Genomic DNA, 15,705 nt, shown 5'->3' on the forward strand with positions numbered 1-15,705 from the left:
GTAGAAAAAGACTTTAACTTGTCATATCATTGAAATTTTCTGAAATGTATAGGGCGAATGAAGGAAGATGAGGTATTTTGTAGAAATATTGAAGGATAGGTTTTTGAAGAAGGAGTGTACTGAATGGCTGAAACTCTGGATTTGCAAACAAAAGAGTCGCTGAAAGAGCAGCTGAAGCGGATGAAAGAGGAAAATGACCGCCTGAAGAGTGATTTGAACCGGTATCACGTGATTATGAATAACACGCTTGATGCCATTTTTATATGCCGTAAGGAAATGAAAATCGTCCAGGCGAACGAGGCTGCGGCCCGGATGATGCAGATTGAGGCAGAGAACCTCATTAACCGCTCCGTCCTGGATTTTTTATATTCCGTGCCTCAGGAAGAACTGAATAAGGCCGTGAAAAAGTTTTTAAAAAAAGGCCATCTGTGGAAAGAGGTGCCGATTAAGCTTGACAGCGGCGCGACGAAATACATTGAATTCCTCGCCAGAGACGGAATTGGGGAGGATTATTTTTTTGTGGTGATGAGGGATATCTCCTCTAAAAAAATATTAGAGCGCGAATTCTCCATGAACGAGCAGCTGTTTAAAGATTTGTTTGACAGGGCTGTCGACGGCATCGTGCTGTTTGATAAGGACGGCGGGTTTATTGATGCGAACCTCTCTTTTTGCAAAAGCTTTGAGATCGGCCAGAATGAATTGTCCCATCTGTCGCTCCGCCATTTTACCGACGGAGAAAACAAAAAGCATCTGAAAGAAATCTGGGAAACCCTCCGCAGAAAAGGAAACGCCAAAGGAGAACTGCCCGTCAAGCTTCGGTCGGGCGAAGAGAAGCTGTTTGAATTTACGATTACGTCCAACTTAATCAGCGGGTTCTACATGTCCATTATGAGGGACATAACAGAGAAACGGTTGATGGAATTGAAACTTTTTAAAAGCGAAGAGCGATTCCGCGAAATTTTTGAAAACGCCATGGACGCGATTGTCATTTGGTCTGATGACGGAAAGATTGCCAAAGCAAACGAATCGGCGTGCCGCATTTTCGAACTGCCGATGGATAAGCTGGTGGAGACGAATTTATGTACGTTTATCGTTGATCCGCAGAAAAAATATAAGCAGATTAAGAAAAAATATGAAAAATACGGGGAAATCCGTGAAGAAATGCTGTTTCAGATGGCAAACGGCCAATTTAAAGAGCTGGAATTCACATCAAAACGAACCATACTTGAAGGTCAGCATTTAACCATTTTAAGAAATGTCAGCGATCGTAAGCGGATGGAAAAGGAATTGCGGGAAAGCGAGCTGAAATTCAGAAAAGTATTCAACGGCTCAATGGACGGCAAGGTCTTATTTGACAACCAATTCCGCATTATTGACGCGAATCCTCTCGCAAGCCGTATACTCGGTATGCCGGATGAGGAGCTGAGAGCGTACACCGTTCCGGATATTCTTTCTTTATTTGATATTGAAAACGCGGGTGTTCCCGCCAGAAAGATTGATTTAGAAGGAATGGATAATGAAATCCCCTTCCTGTTAAGCAGCAGCGACAGCCGCAAACTGGAATTCTCCTTCAAAAGAAATATCATTCAAAATATGAATCTGGCCATCTTTAAAGATGTCACAGAGGCCAAAGAGCTTGAAGAGAGGCTGCGGAAATCCGATACTCTTCATGTTGTAGGGGAGCTGGCGGCGGGCATCGCCCACGAAATCAGAAACCCGATGACGGCGCTGAAAGGGTTCATTCAGCTTCTTCAAGGAAGCATTGAAGGCGAATATTCTCTGTACTTTAACGTCATTACCTCAGAATTAAAACGCATCGAGTCTATCATCACTGAATTTTTAATTTTAGCGAAACCCCAGGCGATATTATATGAAGAAAAAGACGTGACGCAGATTATGAAAGACACGGCTGATCTTCTGAATGCCCAGGCCAATCTTGTCAATGTGCAGATCCATCTGAACCTGACCGGAAACATCCCGCCGATTTACTGTGAACCGAATCAATTAAAACAGGTGTTTATCAATATTTTAAAAAACGCCATTGAAGTCATGCCGGGCGGCGGCAATATCTACGTGACCATTCAGTCTTCTGATCAAGACCACATTTTGATTTCTATTCAAGATGAAGGAACAGGCATTTCCGAAGACAAATTAAAACGTCTGGGTGAACCATTTTACACGACAAAAGACAGGGGAACGGGTCTCGGTCTCATGGTCAGCTATAAAATCATCGAAGAGCATCAGGGACGCATTCATGTGGAAAGTGAAGAAGGGAAGGGCACCGTTTTTCATTTGACGCTTCCGATCCGGCAGAATACCGAAGAAAGAAGGAGCGGGGAATGATCTGTTTTACAAGTGTGAGAGCGCCGTTTGGAACCGTCATCATAACAGAGGAAGAGAGCTTTATTACCGGCCTGTTTCTCACCGGGGAAGATTTTGAGGAATGGCGGAAAGACGCGCCCGGCGTAAAGCCGTGCGAAACCGCTTTGCTGTCGGAGGCGAAACAGCAGCTGGCATCATATTTTTCAGGAGAAAGAAAGCAATTCTCTCTGCCTCTGAGACAAAAAGGCACACCCTTTCAGGAAAGGGTATGGAACGCGCTGACGATGATTCCTTACGGGGAATCCCGAAGCTACGGCGATATAGCTGAAGCGATCGGGAAACCGAAAGCGGTGCGCGCCATCGGACAAGCCAATAAACGAAACCGGCTGCCGATTTTGATCCCGTGCCATCGGGTAATCGGCAAAAACAGCGCCTTAACGGGATACGCGGGCACGAAGACGGATGTAAAAGCGGTGCTGCTGAACATCGAACAAATATCCTATAAAGAAAAATAAAGCGTATGGCACGTTCCGTTTTTTCACGTCCGACATATCATTTTATTAAGTGAAAAAAGTTGGTCTGATGAAAAAGGAGGACGAAGCCTGATGAAAATGAGCCGTCCGCAAAAGATAGCCGGTTATGCAGAGCTGTTTTTTAAAATGCATCTCATTACAGCCGTCCAAAAAGATGAAGTGATTACATTGTGCAGACAAAAAAACCGCTGACATTGCCTGAGGCAACATCATCAGCGGTTTTTCAGCTCAGCTGGCAGTCAGCGAATAATTGTTCAATTTCTTCCGTGTAAGAGCCGGTCACAATTCCTTTCTCGGTTATAATGCCGGAAATCAGGCTGCCCGGCGTGATGTCAAAGGCCGGATTGAAGACCGGCACATCTTCGGGAGCGGTGCGTATGCCGGAGATCTGTCTGACTTCATCCGGATCTCTTTCTTCAATCGGAATCTGATCGCCGTTTTCAATCTGCAAGTCAAATGTCGAAAGCGGTGCGGCAACAAAAAACGGAATTTGAAAGGCGTTTGCCAAAATAGCGAGGCCGTACGTTCCGATTTTGTTGGCCGTATCACCGTTTTTTGCAATTCTGTCAGCGCCGACAATGACCGCAGAAATATGTTTTTCCTTCATTGTATGGGCGGCCATGCTGTCCGTAATGAGCGTGACATCAATTCCGCCCTGCATCAGCTCCCACGCCGTCAGCCGTGATCCTTGGAGAACGGGTCTTGTTTCACATGCGTAGATATGAAGGCCGAGATCTTTTTGTTTCGCTAAGTAAAAGGGAGCAAGCGCCGTACCGTACCGGCTTGTGGCAATCGAGCCCGCATTGCAGATGGTCATGATCTGGTCGCCTTTTTTAAAAAGGTGCAGCGCATTCTGGCCGATCATTCGGCATGTTTCTTCATCCTCAATCTGAATTTGAATGGCTTCATGAACGAGCGTTGTCTTCGCTTCATTGATTGAGATCGCATCCCTGATGGAATCCGTCAGTCTGTCAAGCGCCCACGCAAGGTTGACGGCAGTGGGCCTTGAACTGTTTAAATATGCTTTGACATCCGCGAACTGACGTCGGAAATCTGAAAGGTCGCGGGCTTCAAACGACTTGGCGGAGAGCGCGAGTCCGAACGCCGCGGTTATACCGATGGCCGGGGCGCCCCTTACTTTCAGCGTGACAATCGCGTCGAATACATCTTCCTTTGTTTTAAGTTCCGCATATTCAGTGACGTCGGGAAGCTTTTGCTGATTTAAAATGCGGATGTAGGTTTCTTTCCATTCTACAGAACGGGGGATGGCAAATTCATTGGTCATGCTGCATCATTCCTTTACACGGAGCTTAAATTGGTCCAGAACCTCGGTGATATGCTTCAGTTTTTTTCTGTTTTCGATATAATAGGCGCCGATGTCAAGCGCCAGCTTCTTCCGTTCGATTCGTTTGTCAAACGGAGTGATTTCATCTAAGTCAGCCACATGGGCGAGTCCGATCGTGCGCCGGATCAATTCGCATCCCGCAAAACCGACCGCTTCCTCAAACGCGTTTTTCAGTGTGTCTTCCAGCAGGTGTCTGCGGGAAGGCAAGCAGTCTTTCTCCCATGCTTCACTGAATGTTTTCACAAATGTATCCCATACGGCGGCAGTATGATCATATAACGGCTGTCTGTCGTCACCGTCGCGGCTGAGGGCGTTTAACAGCAGATTGGCGATAAATTGGCCGATGTCAAACCCGATCGGTCCGAAGAAAGCAAACTCGGGATCAATCACCTTTGTTTCATGTTCATCGGCGAAAATGCTTCCCGTGTGCAGATCGCCGTGAACCAATGTTTCCGCGGAATTCAGAAAGATGGCTTTCAATTCGTCAGCGCCTTCTTTCAGCCGGGAATTGTTCCAAACTTTTTCTGCGTATGGGCGCAGCTCCTTTTCAAAATCGTTTGTCTCATGGTCGAGAAACGGTTCTGTAAACACAAGCCTTTCCGTAATATTGCAAAGCTCAGGATTTGTAAACTGCTTTGCGAGCTGCTGCTTTACTTTCGCATCAAGCGCATAATCAGATGAGTAAAACAGCGTTTTCCCTAAAAATTCACCGATATGAACCGATAAGTTCGGATAATGCTGCCCTTCCAGCAGCCCTTTTCTTGAAATTCGCAAATGCGAGAGGTCTTCCATTACCGTGACGGCCATTTCAGTATCGGAATAGTAAACGGCCGGAACGAGGTGCGGCACGTGTTCGCCCTGGCGGATGAGGGCGCTGCTTTCGATTCTCGCCCGGTCAATGGTAAGCGGCCAGCTTTCACCGACGACTTTCGCGTAAGGGATTGCCTGTTTAATAATCAGTCCTTTTTTGTTTTCTTTATCGTAAACATGAAAGACGTAATTTAAATTGCCGTCGCCGATTTCACGGCATGTCAGAGTGCTTTTGCTTTGGAATAAGCCGAGCTTGACGGCTAACGCGGCGGCGGAGCTTTCTGTTAATTGTTCATAAAGACTTGCTTTAGTTGCTGACATGGATTTACCCTCCAATTATGTAGTGGCAGTAAGAGATCGTGACGGAGAATACGCCCGAAAAAAAGCCTCCTTCTCTGAAAGAGAAGGAGGCTGAAACAGTGCAGTCCGCCTCTTATCTCTCAGATAACATCTGATGGAATTAGCACCGTGCCTTATGAGACAATCGTCTCGGCGCAAAATGTACGCGCCCCATTTCACAATGGAATTACGGTCGGTTGCTGTTGGGGTCAAAAGGCCAATCCCTCGCCCAACTCTCGATAAGAGAAAAATATATTGATTTGTATCACAATTCGGATTAATCAGTTGATGAAAATATTAGCAGGTGCCGGATATTCTTGTCAACGTTTTTTTGAAAATTAATATAAATCACGCCGTAAGTCTTGGAAAACCGGAATGGTTCCGCGAACGGCCGCGCTTTCTGACACATCGATTTCCGCTCGGACTGCGCCTTCCGTCCGGTCTCCTTCGGCTAAAATCCGGCCCCACGGGTCAATAATCAGGCTGTGGCCGGCAAATTCATTATCGGGATTGGACCCCGTGCAGTTAGAGGCTGCGACAAAACATTGGTTTTCAATTGCTCTGGCGATAAGCAGGTTTCGCCAATGATCAAGGCGGGGCAGAGGCCATTCCGCAGAGATAAACAGGACATTCGCGCCCTGGGACGTATGCTTTCTGATCCATTCGGGGAAACGGATATCATAGCAGATCAGCCCGGCGCACTTGACACCGTCAAGCTCAAAGGAACCGTCGCTGTTTCCTGCTGACAAGTAAAGGTGTTCATCCATCAGCTGAAACAGATGGGCTTTCTGATACCGCTTCACGATCTGTCCGCTGTTATCGGCGATGTACATGGTGTTATAGACATTTTCGCCTTCTTTGACCGCAAAAGATCCGGCAACGAGGTGTACGTTGTATGTTTTTGCCGTTTCTTTAAGCCATTGTTCTGAAACTTTGCCGTTTTCATCCGCCAGCTGGTCTAGACGTGTGAGATCATAGCCGGTCGTCCACAACTCAGGAAGCACGATTACATCCGCATGGCGGCTTTCTTGCTCAATCAAAGATTCTGCTTTTTTAAAGTTTTCTGAAGGATTTCCGTATGAAATATCAAATTGCAAACAGGAAACGGTCCATTTCATTTTTTAACACCTCAAGTTTCTCTTTACTTTTTTTATTTAACCATATATGATGATGGACTATCATTTCAAGACATTTTTAGAAGGTGAAAATATGAACTTTGAAATCTCAGATGTACTCAAACAGCTGCCGGAACAATTTTTCGCATCATTGGTGCAAAAAGTGAATCAAAAGCTGAAAGAAGGCAGAGACGTCATCAATTTAGGGCAGGGAAACCCTGATCAGCCGACGCCACAGCATATCGTTGAAGAAATGAAGCGCGCCGTCGAAAGGCCGGAAAATCATAAATACTCATCATTCCGGGGCGCTTACAGCTTCAAAAAAGCAGCCGCTGCATTTTATGAAAGGGAGTACGGGGTCACGCTTGATCCGGAAACGGAAGTCGCCGTGCTGTTCGGAGGCAAGGCGGGACTTGTTGAGCTTCCGCAATGTCTTTTAAACCCGGGAGATACCATTCTGGTGCCTGATCCCGGATATCCTGATTACTGGTCGGGCGTCGCCCTTGCGAAAGTGAAAATGGAAATGATGCCGCTGACGGAAGAAAGAGGGTTTCTCCCTGATTACAGCGTAATTCCTGAAAAGGTGCGGAGCGAAGCGAAGCTGCTGTATCTCAATTATCCGAATAATCCGACCGGCGCTGTGGCGACTGAGGCGTTTTTCGAGGAGACGGTCGGCTTTGCGGAGCAAAACGGCATTTGTGTCGTTCATGATTTCGCGTACGGAGCCGTCGGCTTTGACGGGCATAAACCGCTGAGCTTTTTGCAGACCGAAGGCGCAAAAGAGACGGGAATCGAAATCTATACCTTGTCCAAAACGTATAATATGGCGGGCTGGCGGGTCGGCTTTGCCGTCGGAAACGCTTCTGTCATCGAAGCGATCAACCTTTATCAGGATCATATGTTTGTCAGCCTGTTTCCCGCAGCGCAGCAGGCGGCGGCAGCCGCACTTTTAGCGGATCAGGCATGCGTCGCGGCGCAAAATGACAGATATGAATCGAGACGCAATGCATGGATTAAAGCCTGCCGCGATATCGGCTGGGATGTGACGGCTCCGGCGGGCTCTTTTTTTGCATGGCTCCCTGTGCCTGACGGTTATACGTCACAGTCGTTTTCAGACCTGCTGCTCGAGAAAGCGGATGTCGCGGTCGCTGCCGGAAACGGGTTCGGAAAATGGGGGGAAGGCTATATAAGGGTCGGTCTTCTGACAAGTGAAGAAAGACTTAAAGAAGCTGCGGAACGGATCGGGAAACTGAATCTTTTCACCCGAAAAAGCATTGACATATCTGGATAACAATGCGATAATTCAAAATACTTTATAAAATCATTATTCTTATCAAGAGCAGGCAGAGGGACGAGCCCGATGAAGCCCGGCAACCGACTGATAAAGCACGGTGCTAATTCTTGCAGCAGGAGCTGAGAGATAAGATTCGGACATAACACGAAGCCTCTTTCTGCTCATACGGAAGAGGTTTTTTTATGTTTTGCGAAAGAAAGAGAGGCGTTCACGCATGAGCGAAGTATTGGCAACATATCTTCTGACAGACACAACGGACAGTGAAAAGCGGGCGGAACAGATTGCGGCGGGGCTGACGGTAGGCTCCTGGACTGACCTGCCCCTGGTGAAGCAGGAACAGCTCAGAAAACATAAAGGGCGGGTCGTAAAAGTTGAGGAGAAAGAAGGAACCTCAGAAAACGAAACACAATCCGTCATCACCATTGCCTATCCCGAGGCGAACTTTTCAAGAGATATTCCGGCCGTCCTGACGACGGTATTCGGAAAGCTGTCACTGGACGGAAAAATAAAATTGACTGATCTTGAATTTTCCGAAGGGTTTAAACGCTCCCTTCCCGGGCCGAAATTCGGTATATACGGCATCCGCAAACTGCTGGGCGAATTTGAAAGACCGCTTCTGATGAGCATATTTAAAGGCGTGATCGGACGGGATCTCGCCGACATTAAAGAACAGCTCAGACAGCAGGCGCTCGGCGGCGTGGATCTGATTAAAGATGACGAAATTTTCTTTGAAAATGAACTGGCTCCGTTTGAAACCCGCATTATCGAAGGAAAACAAGTCCTGAAGGAAACCCGGGAGGAGACGGGGCATAAAACGCTGTATGCCGTAAACCTTACGGGAAGGACCGCTGAATTGCGGGATAAAGCGAGGCGCGCGGCAGAACTCGGGGCGGACGCGCTTTTATTGAATGTGTTCGCTTACGGTTTAGATGTGATGCAGAGCCTTGCTGAAGACAGGGAAATCCCGCTTCCGATCATGGCGCATCCGGCAGTCAGCGGCGCGTTCACATCATCTCCCGTATACGGCTTGTCGCATGCGCTTTTGCTCGGCAAGCTGAACCGCTATTGCGGCGCTGATTTCAGTTTATTTCCGTCACCTTACGGATCCGTTGCTCTTCCGAAGGAGTCCGCGCTTGCAATCCATGATGAATGTGTAAAAGACGATGTCTTTCATCCGTCGTTTGCCGTCCCGTCAGCAGGCATTCACCCCGGTATGGTGCCATTGTTGATGCGCGATTTCGGCATCGATCACATCATCAATGCCGGCGGAGGCATTCACGGCCATCCGAAAGGAGCCGAGGGCGGGGGAAAAGCGTTCCGCGCCATCATTGATGCGGTGCTTGAAGCGCAGCCGATTGAAGAAAAAGCCGCGTCGTGCAAAGATCTTCAGCTCGCATTAGACAAATGGGGAAGGGTGGAAGCCGTATGACCCGCACACCGCTGATTATTTGTGATTTCGACGGAACGGTCACCATGAACGACAACATTGTCAGCATGATGAAACAATTCGCGCCTCCTGAGTGGCTTGAATTAAAAGACGGTGTTCTGTCTAAAAGCATATCAATCCAAGAAGGAGTCGGACGGATGTTCGGACTGCTGCCGAGCAGCTTAAAAGAAGAACTGACCGGCTTTATTCTGAAGGATGCGAAAATACGGGACGGCTTTTTGGATTTTGTCTCGTTTGTCCGGTCAAATGGCCTCCCGTTTTATATCGTAAGCGGGGGAATGGACTTTTTTGTGCATCCGCTTTTGGAAGGGATCGTAGAAAAGGAGCGGATTTTCTGCAATCATGCATCCTTTGACAATGAATATATTCATATAGACTGGCCGCACGCCTGTGACGGAGACTGTACCAATCAATGCGGCTGCTGCAAACCGTCAGTCATCCGTAAGCTATCCGATCAGCAGAAATTTCTCATTATGATCGGTGATTCGGTCACGGATGTCGAGGCTGCAAAGTTGTCCGATATGTGCTTTGCGAGAGATTATCTTTTGACTGAATGCAAAGAACTCGGCCTCCGGCATCTGCCTTTTCAAGATTTTTATGAGGTGAAAACAGGCATTGAAAACATCGGGGAGGTGCAGGCATGGCTGCAAAAGAAGAACGCTGGCGCGAACTTGCCGAGGTAAAACGCGAGCTGGCCGAAAGAGACTGGTTCCCGGCAACGAGCGGGAATCTTTCCATCAAAGTATCCGACGGGCCGCTGACTTTTCTCGTTACGGCGAGCGGAAAAGACAAACGAAAAGAAACAGACGAAGATTTTCTCTTAATCGATGAGTACGGGAAGCCCGCTGAGACCGGCCATTCTTTAAAACCTTCAGCGGAAACGCTTCTCCATACTTACTTATACCAAAAGACAGACGCGGGCTGCTGTCTGCATGTCCATACCGTCAATAATAATGTCATCTCAGAGCTTTACGGGGATGAAAAACAAATCACTTTTCAGGGGCAGGAGATAATTAAGGCGCTCGGATTATGGGAGGAAAACGCGTCCGTGACCGTTCCGATCATTGACAATCCGGCGCACATCCCGGCATTGGCCGAAAACTTCGCGCACCATGCGGACGCCGGATCAGGCGCGGTGTTAATCCGCAATCACGGCATTACGGCATGGGGGCGGACCGCATTTGAAGCGAAAAGGGTGCTGGAAGCCTATGAATTTTTATTCAGCTGTCACCTCAAGCTTCTGTCACTTCGGCCGCAACTGGTAAAATAAAAGGAGGAATAGAAAATGGCGACCATCAGAATTCATGACGAAAAAAATACGCTCATTGAACATCAGGAAGAAGTAGCGCGCTTCTTAGACGAACAAGAGGTGATCTATGAGCAGTGGAACATTGAAAAACTTCCGTCTGAGCTTTCGGAAAAATACGACCTAACCGAAGATGAAAAAGAACGGATTCTCGCGGCGTTTGACACGGAGATTCAGGACATTTCAGCCCGGCGCGGATATCAGTCTCAGGATGTCATTTCTTTATCAGATACCACGCCGAATCTTGATGAATTATTAAAAAATTTCCAAAGAGAACATCACCACACGGATGATGAAGTCCGCTTTATCGTCAGCGGACACGGCATCTTCGTCATTCAAGGCAAAGACGGCACATTTTTCGACGTCCGTTTAAATCCGGGAGATTTGATTTCAGTTCCGGAGAACATCCGCCACTACTTTACGCTTCAGGAAGACCGCCGGGTCGTCGCAATCCGAATCTTCGTGACGACTGAGGGCTGGGTGCCGATTTACGAAAATGAAAGTGTGCAAAACTGATAGACGCCCGAACCTCTCATGCCCCGCCGGCATGAGAGGTTTTTTATTGTAATATAAAGTCAGCTGTGGCTGTTTTTTAAATCTTGAATATGCCGCATTCTGTTTATATCATTACCCGAATGGGTATTATTCTCGTATTCATGCTAAAGATTCCAATATGAAATGAAAAAATAAGTTATTTAGTAAAAAAATGTTTACAAATAAAGTATAATCTGTAATAATGCTCAATAACCCAATCAAACTTGTTTCCTATTCTTTTAGCGGTGAGGGGTGAAGTGAATGGGCAGTTATTCTGAACAAGAAAAATTGCTTGTATCTATTGATAAAAAAAGAAAAATGATGATAGATGCGGCTAACAGGCAAGGGTTTACAGGATATGACACGATCAGGCACAGCCAGGAACTGGACTGTCTGATGAACGCGTATCAGCAGCTGGTAAACCGTGATCGTACACATCACCAAGGAATACAGGGCCTTGTGAAGAAAATAGGCTTGTTCTCCCGCGGTGACGTCATGCCTGCATATGAAGCAAACAAATGATTGATGATAAAACAGATAACGAAGACTGAATGCGCTTCCTGATCAAGCGCTGCATCCGAAAGATGACCGCGTACAGTCAGCAGATTTTTCCGCTGGCACGGCTCACGAAGCGCCTCGTACTATCTGCCGGCTATGATGCCGTTCCTCTCGTATATCCTCTTACACATATTCTTCTTTAAATAAAAAACACCCCGATCCAGGGTGTTTTTTTCATCGAGAAGCGGCAGGGAGGGTAATGGTGACCTCTGTGCCCTTATCGACTTCGCTTTGAATGTCAATCGAACCGCCGTACATCAGCATGATTCGTTTACATACGACAAGGCCGAGGCCGGTGCCTTTTTCCTTTGACGTTACAAACGGAAGAAAAATGTGCTCAAGCATATCTTCAGAAATACCCATTCCGTTGTCGGCCACCTTAATGACTGCTTTATGATCGCGGGCTTCTAAATAGATGGACAGCCGGCCGCCTTCCTGCATGGATTCCAGCGCGTTTTTCGCGACATTTAAAATCACCTGTTTAATATGGTCTTTCGTGCAGTTGACCTTGAGCGGCCGATTGACGAGTATCTCCACATTCACTTCCACATTGTATAGATTCCCTTCAGAATAAATAATCGGCATAATCTCATCAAGAATATCCTGCAGCGAGTTCACTTCCAACCGTTCAGCAGTGGGTTTTCCAAGCACTAAAAACTCACTGACAATCTGATTGATTCGTTTAATCTCCTGCTCAATAATTGAGAAATACAGCTGATCTTCCTCCGATTTGTATTTTTTCTGCAAAAGCTGAATGAAGCCGCTGATCCCTGTAAGCGGGTTGCGGATTTCATGGGCGGTGCTGGCGGCAAGCGTTCCGATCAGCTCCAATTTCTGCGCTTCATTTTGAGCGCGCTCCAGCTGGGTCTTGCGCTTAAGCAGATAATATTGAACGAGGATGAACAGAATATTCAGCAGCACGGCAATACTGGACATCGGCAGCAGCACGCTTTTGGTCAGCTCGTTCAGCTCAACCGGTTTCGGATAAACATTGATATTCCAATTAATATCATCCAGATAGCCGCTGACCGGTTTCACACCTTCTGATTGATCAGCCCGTCCGCTGGCAAATATCACTTTATTCTGATTGGTTGCCTTGACATAAACGTCAGGGCTCAGCATATTGATCATATTTCTCAAATAATCGACTTGTATGGCGGCTACTAAATAATCCGTGACTTCCCGTTTTGCGTCTAACACCGGCACGCAGATCGTGAAGATGCGCTGGCCTGTAATTCTGCTGGAGTAGTCATTTGTGATGACCGTTTTTTTCGTCTTTTTCGCCTTCGTAAAATACGGTCTGTCGGCCAAATTCACCTTTGATTTCAGATCAGTCGTGCTTGCGATGACATCACCTTTGGAATTCAGCATATACAGTCCGCTGAATCTGGGTTCATCCTCAAAAGCCTGATCGAGAATGTCAATGATCTTTTCTTCATTGACAGGCTTATCGACAGCGATCGCAAGTGTTGTCATCCGGGCTTTTGTTTCACCGATTAAATAATTGAGCTTATTGCGGTGAAGGTTGAGCATCATACTGGCTTCCTGTATGTGTTTATCGGCTATTTTCTGCTTTTCTTTTTCATAAATGAAAAAGCTGATAATAAGTGCCGGGATGATCACCAATATGAGATAAAGCTTGATCTTTCCCCGGGCACCTTTAAATGTATTCACTCTGCATCGCTCCAACATTACACTTGAATAGAGGTATTATATCATTTTTATACTTCTTTAATAAGAAAAAATAACCAAAATGATAGAAAAACAAATTATTTTATTAAGGTCTGACAAAAAGAAGAGAAATTTTGGAAACATTTTTGTTGACATTTTTCATTTTGTTTATTAATGTTTCTCTGTAACGGTTTCTTTTGTAAAAGGATGATTGAATGTATGACGGATAAAACAGAAAACTCATTGAAATTATTTATTGTACTGTCACGTGCGTACCGATCTATTAACGACCATATGAATAAACATATTCATAAGCACGGTCTGAACCCGACGGAATTTGCGGTGCTTGAGCTGCTGTACCACAAAGGCAACCAGCCGCTTCAGCAGATCGGCGACAAAATTTTATTAGCGAGCGGAAGTATTACATACGTTGTTGACAAATTAGAGAAAAAAGAACTTCTCATCAGAAAAGCCTCGCCGACTGACAGAAGAGTGACTTTCGCACAAATTTCCGAAAAGGGAATCCGTCTTTTGGACGATATTTTCCCCGATCATGCTGAAGAAATTAAAGAAATGATCAGTGTGCTGAGTGATGAAGAGATAGAAATGTGTACGGAAATGCTGAAAAGAGTGGGGTTAAACGCTAAACATTTTCATCAGAAATAAAAAAGGAAGCCGTTTGAAAGGCTTCCTTTTTTATATTACTGATTTTGGTCAGTCGCGGCGTTTCTAGGCTGTATCAATACCTCGACGCGCCTGTTTTTGCTGCGCCCTTCAGCGGTTTTGTTCGACACGGCCGGTTTATACTCTCCGAAACCTTTGGCGCTGAATACTTTTGCGTCAAGTTTCGGGTTTTCCGTGAGAATAGCCATGAAGTTGACGGCCCGCATGACGCTTAAATGCCAGTTAGATTGATATTGTGAGTTTTTAATCGGCACATTGTCCGTATGTCCGCTGATGATAATGTTCCTTGGCGGATTCAGCACAAGGAGATTCGAGATTTCCTTCGCAAGCGGAATATCTTCCTGACGGATATCCGCCCGTCCGGAATCAAAAAAGATACTGTCTTTAATGGTAATTAAGAGTCCTTCTTTAGTCAGCTTTGTTTCCAGCTGAGTTTCAAGCTTTTTGTTTTTTATAAATTGATTGACTTGCTTTTGCACGCCTTCAAGTTCTTCGCGGTCGGCTGCTTCTCTTTCTTTCTTTTTCTGTTCTTTATCTTTTTCCTTTTCCTTGTCTTTTTTTAACTGATCAATGCCGTCTTTTTCGTTTTCAGGAGGGGTGACGCTTGAATATTCAAGAACACCCGTGCCTCCGGTAAACACGGCGTTAAATGATTTAGACAGCATTTGGAATTTCGCCGCATCGACCGAGCTCATGGCGAACAATACAATGAACAGAGCCAAAAGAAGGGTGAGCAAATCCGCGTACGGGATCAGCCAAGACTCATCCACATGCTCGTCATCATGCTTCTTCTTCTTTTTTCTCGCCATTGTTTGCCTCTCCTTCTTGTTCAGCGACTTTTGCGCGTTCATTCGCAGGAAGATACATGAGAAGTTTTTGTTCGATCACTTTCGGGGCCTGTCCTTCAAGCACTGACAGAACGCCTTCGATCATGATTTCACGCAGTTTGACTTCCTGCTTTGATTTGCGTTTCAGTTTGTTGGCGAAGGGATGCCAAAGTACATACCCTGTGAAAATCCCGAGAAGGGTGGCGACAAACGCCGCACTGATGGCATGTCCGAGCGCCTCGGTATTGTTCATGTTGGAAAGAGCGGCGATAAGGCCGATGACCGCACCCAAAACGCCGAGTGTCGGCGCATATGTGCCGGCTTGTGTAAAGATGGCTGCGCCGGCCTGGTGTCTGTCTTCCATCGCTTCAACTTCCTCAGTCATAATATCTCTGATAAATTCTGCGCTTTGTCCGTCAACCGCCATGCTCAGGCCGTTTTTCAAAAATGCGTCATCCACGTCTTCAATGCTTGCTTCTAATGCGAGCAGACCTTCACGTCTGGCGATTTGCGCCCATTGAGAGAACATAGGAATTAATTGCGCAATTGTCAGCTGTTTGTTTTCTTTAAACAGCACTTTAAAAAGGGCAGGCACTTTTTTGATTTCTTTTCCGGGGAATGCGATGATCACCGCAGAAATCGTACCGAACAAAATAATCAGAATAGCTGCCGGGTTAGCGAGTGCGCTTAAGCTGACCCCTTTCAGCACCATGCCCACGCTTAAAGCAATCACGGCGAGGATGATACCGATAATCGATGTTTTATCCATAGTTTTCACCAAATCCTTTATACTAGCTTTCTATGGTTAATATCGGTGGCAGTGCATGGAACTTTAGGGTGATTGAGAAATTGTTCCCGAATTCTTCACAGTTTCTCCCTTCCGGCATGGAGAAATAACAAAAAAGCGGCTCCCCGCGAGG

16 protein-coding genes and 2 riboswitches are annotated in these 15,705 nt (G+C 46.4%); of the genes, 10 read left to right on the forward strand and 6 right to left on the reverse strand.

The features are described from left to right. Nucleotides 1-123 precede the first annotated feature (123 nt). From NYE68_RS07550 to NYE68_RS07560, 3 genes are all read left to right on the forward strand, one after another. Nucleotides 124-2,343: a PAS domain-containing sensor histidine kinase gene (locus NYE68_RS07550; RefSeq protein WP_015417334.1), complete on the forward strand. Its 2,220-nt coding sequence runs from the start codon at nucleotides 124-126 to the stop codon at nucleotides 2,341-2,343. Then, nucleotides 2,340-2,837, forward strand: a complete 498-nt coding sequence (locus NYE68_RS07555; RefSeq protein WP_064116113.1) for a methylated-DNA--[protein]-cysteine S-methyltransferase — start codon at nucleotides 2,340-2,342, stop codon at nucleotides 2,835-2,837. The genes NYE68_RS07550 and NYE68_RS07555 overlap by 4 nt, the downstream gene beginning before the upstream one ends. Nucleotides 2,838-2,927: 90 nt before the next feature. After that, on the forward strand, nucleotides 2,928-3,047 hold the full coding sequence (locus NYE68_RS07560) for a hypothetical protein (RefSeq protein WP_007408472.1): 120 nt from the start codon (nucleotides 2,928-2,930) through the stop codon (nucleotides 3,045-3,047). 31 nt (nucleotides 3,048-3,078) lie between these two features. On the opposite strand, the gene mtnA is transcribed toward NYE68_RS07560, so the two are convergent. From mtnA to NYE68_RS07575, 3 genes are all read right to left on the reverse strand, one after another. Continuing rightward, entirely contained in the window at nucleotides 3,079-4,140 is a 1,062-nt protein-coding gene (mtnA, locus tag NYE68_RS07565; protein WP_061861413.1) for an S-methyl-5-thioribose-1-phosphate isomerase, read from the reverse strand. Between the two features lie 6 nt (nucleotides 4,141-4,146). Continuing rightward, complete coding sequence (mtnK, locus tag NYE68_RS07570) at nucleotides 4,147-5,331, reverse strand: S-methyl-5-thioribose kinase (protein WP_094032388.1); 1,185 nt, start codon at nucleotides 5,329-5,331, stop codon at nucleotides 4,147-4,149. A gap of 109 nt (nucleotides 5,332-5,440) precedes the next feature. Beyond that, nucleotides 5,441-5,595: riboswitch (SAM riboswitch) on the reverse strand. A gap of 92 nt (nucleotides 5,596-5,687) precedes the next feature. After that, entirely contained in the window at nucleotides 5,688-6,467 is a 780-nt protein-coding gene (locus NYE68_RS07575) for a carbon-nitrogen family hydrolase (protein ID WP_324635920.1), read from the reverse strand. Between the two features lie 91 nt (nucleotides 6,468-6,558). On the opposite strand from NYE68_RS07575, the gene NYE68_RS07580 reads away from it, so the two are divergent. The 6 genes from NYE68_RS07580 to NYE68_RS07605 all read left to right on the forward strand — a co-directional run bounded on the left by NYE68_RS07580 (nucleotide 6,559) and on the right by NYE68_RS07605 (nucleotide 11,567). After that, nucleotides 6,559-7,755, forward strand: coding sequence for a pyridoxal phosphate-dependent aminotransferase (locus tag NYE68_RS07580; RefSeq protein WP_324635919.1), 1,197 nt, complete (start codon nucleotides 6,559-6,561; stop codon nucleotides 7,753-7,755). Nucleotides 7,756-7,791: 36 nt separating this feature from the next. After that, nucleotides 7,792-7,891: riboswitch (SAM riboswitch) on the forward strand. Nucleotides 7,892-7,972: 81 nt separating this feature from the next. Then, nucleotides 7,973-9,187, forward strand: coding sequence for a 2,3-diketo-5-methylthiopentyl-1-phosphate enolase (mtnW, locus tag NYE68_RS07585; RefSeq protein WP_015239734.1), 1,215 nt, complete (start codon nucleotides 7,973-7,975; stop codon nucleotides 9,185-9,187). Further along, the gene (gene mtnX / locus NYE68_RS07590) at nucleotides 9,184-9,888 is read left to right on the forward strand and encodes a 2-hydroxy-3-keto-5-methylthiopentenyl-1-phosphate phosphatase (RefSeq protein ID WP_015417340.1); all 705 of its coding nucleotides are present in this window, start codon (nucleotides 9,184-9,186) and stop codon (nucleotides 9,886-9,888) included. Before mtnW ends, mtnX begins: the two co-directional genes overlap by 4 nt. Next, nucleotides 9,846-10,475: a methylthioribulose 1-phosphate dehydratase gene (locus tag NYE68_RS07595; RefSeq protein ID WP_031378783.1), complete on the forward strand. Its 630-nt coding sequence runs from the start codon at nucleotides 9,846-9,848 to the stop codon at nucleotides 10,473-10,475. The genes mtnX and NYE68_RS07595 overlap by 43 nt, the downstream gene beginning before the upstream one ends. A gap of 15 nt (nucleotides 10,476-10,490) precedes the next feature. Next, nucleotides 10,491-11,027: a cupin domain-containing protein gene (locus tag NYE68_RS07600; protein WP_007408465.1), complete on the forward strand. Its 537-nt coding sequence runs from the start codon at nucleotides 10,491-10,493 to the stop codon at nucleotides 11,025-11,027. Between the two features lie 279 nt (nucleotides 11,028-11,306). Beyond that, on the forward strand, nucleotides 11,307-11,567 hold the full coding sequence (locus NYE68_RS07605) for an aspartyl-phosphate phosphatase Spo0E family protein (RefSeq protein WP_003154690.1): 261 nt from the start codon (nucleotides 11,307-11,309) through the stop codon (nucleotides 11,565-11,567). 210 nt (nucleotides 11,568-11,777) lie between these two features. Here the strand turns inward: NYE68_RS07605 and NYE68_RS07610 are convergent, their stop codons facing one another. After that, on the reverse strand, nucleotides 11,778-13,295 hold the full coding sequence (locus NYE68_RS07610) for an ATP-binding protein (protein WP_046559543.1): 1,518 nt from the start codon (nucleotides 13,293-13,295) through the stop codon (nucleotides 11,778-11,780). A 198-nt stretch (nucleotides 13,296-13,493) separates the two neighbouring features. Here NYE68_RS07610 and NYE68_RS07615 point away from each other — a divergent pair, with 198 nt between their 5' ends. Then, nucleotides 13,494-13,940, forward strand: coding sequence for a MarR family transcriptional regulator (locus tag NYE68_RS07615; protein WP_003154686.1), 447 nt, complete (start codon nucleotides 13,494-13,496; stop codon nucleotides 13,938-13,940). A gap of 35 nt (nucleotides 13,941-13,975) precedes the next feature. Here the strand turns inward: NYE68_RS07615 and motB are convergent, their stop codons facing one another. Next, entirely contained in the window at nucleotides 13,976-14,767 is a 792-nt protein-coding gene (gene motB, locus NYE68_RS07620) for a flagellar motor protein MotB (protein WP_014417581.1), read from the reverse strand. Beyond that, complete coding sequence (gene motA / locus NYE68_RS07625) at nucleotides 14,739-15,554, reverse strand: flagellar motor stator protein MotA (protein WP_003154684.1); 816 nt, start codon at nucleotides 15,552-15,554, stop codon at nucleotides 14,739-14,741. Before motA ends, motB begins: the two co-directional genes overlap by 29 nt. Nucleotides 15,555-15,705: the final 151 nt, after the last annotated feature.

The organism is Bacillus sp. FSL R5-0447 (assembly GCF_038606125.1).
Taxonomy (GTDB): Bacteria; Bacillota; Bacilli; order Bacillales; family Bacillaceae; genus Bacillus; species Bacillus velezensis.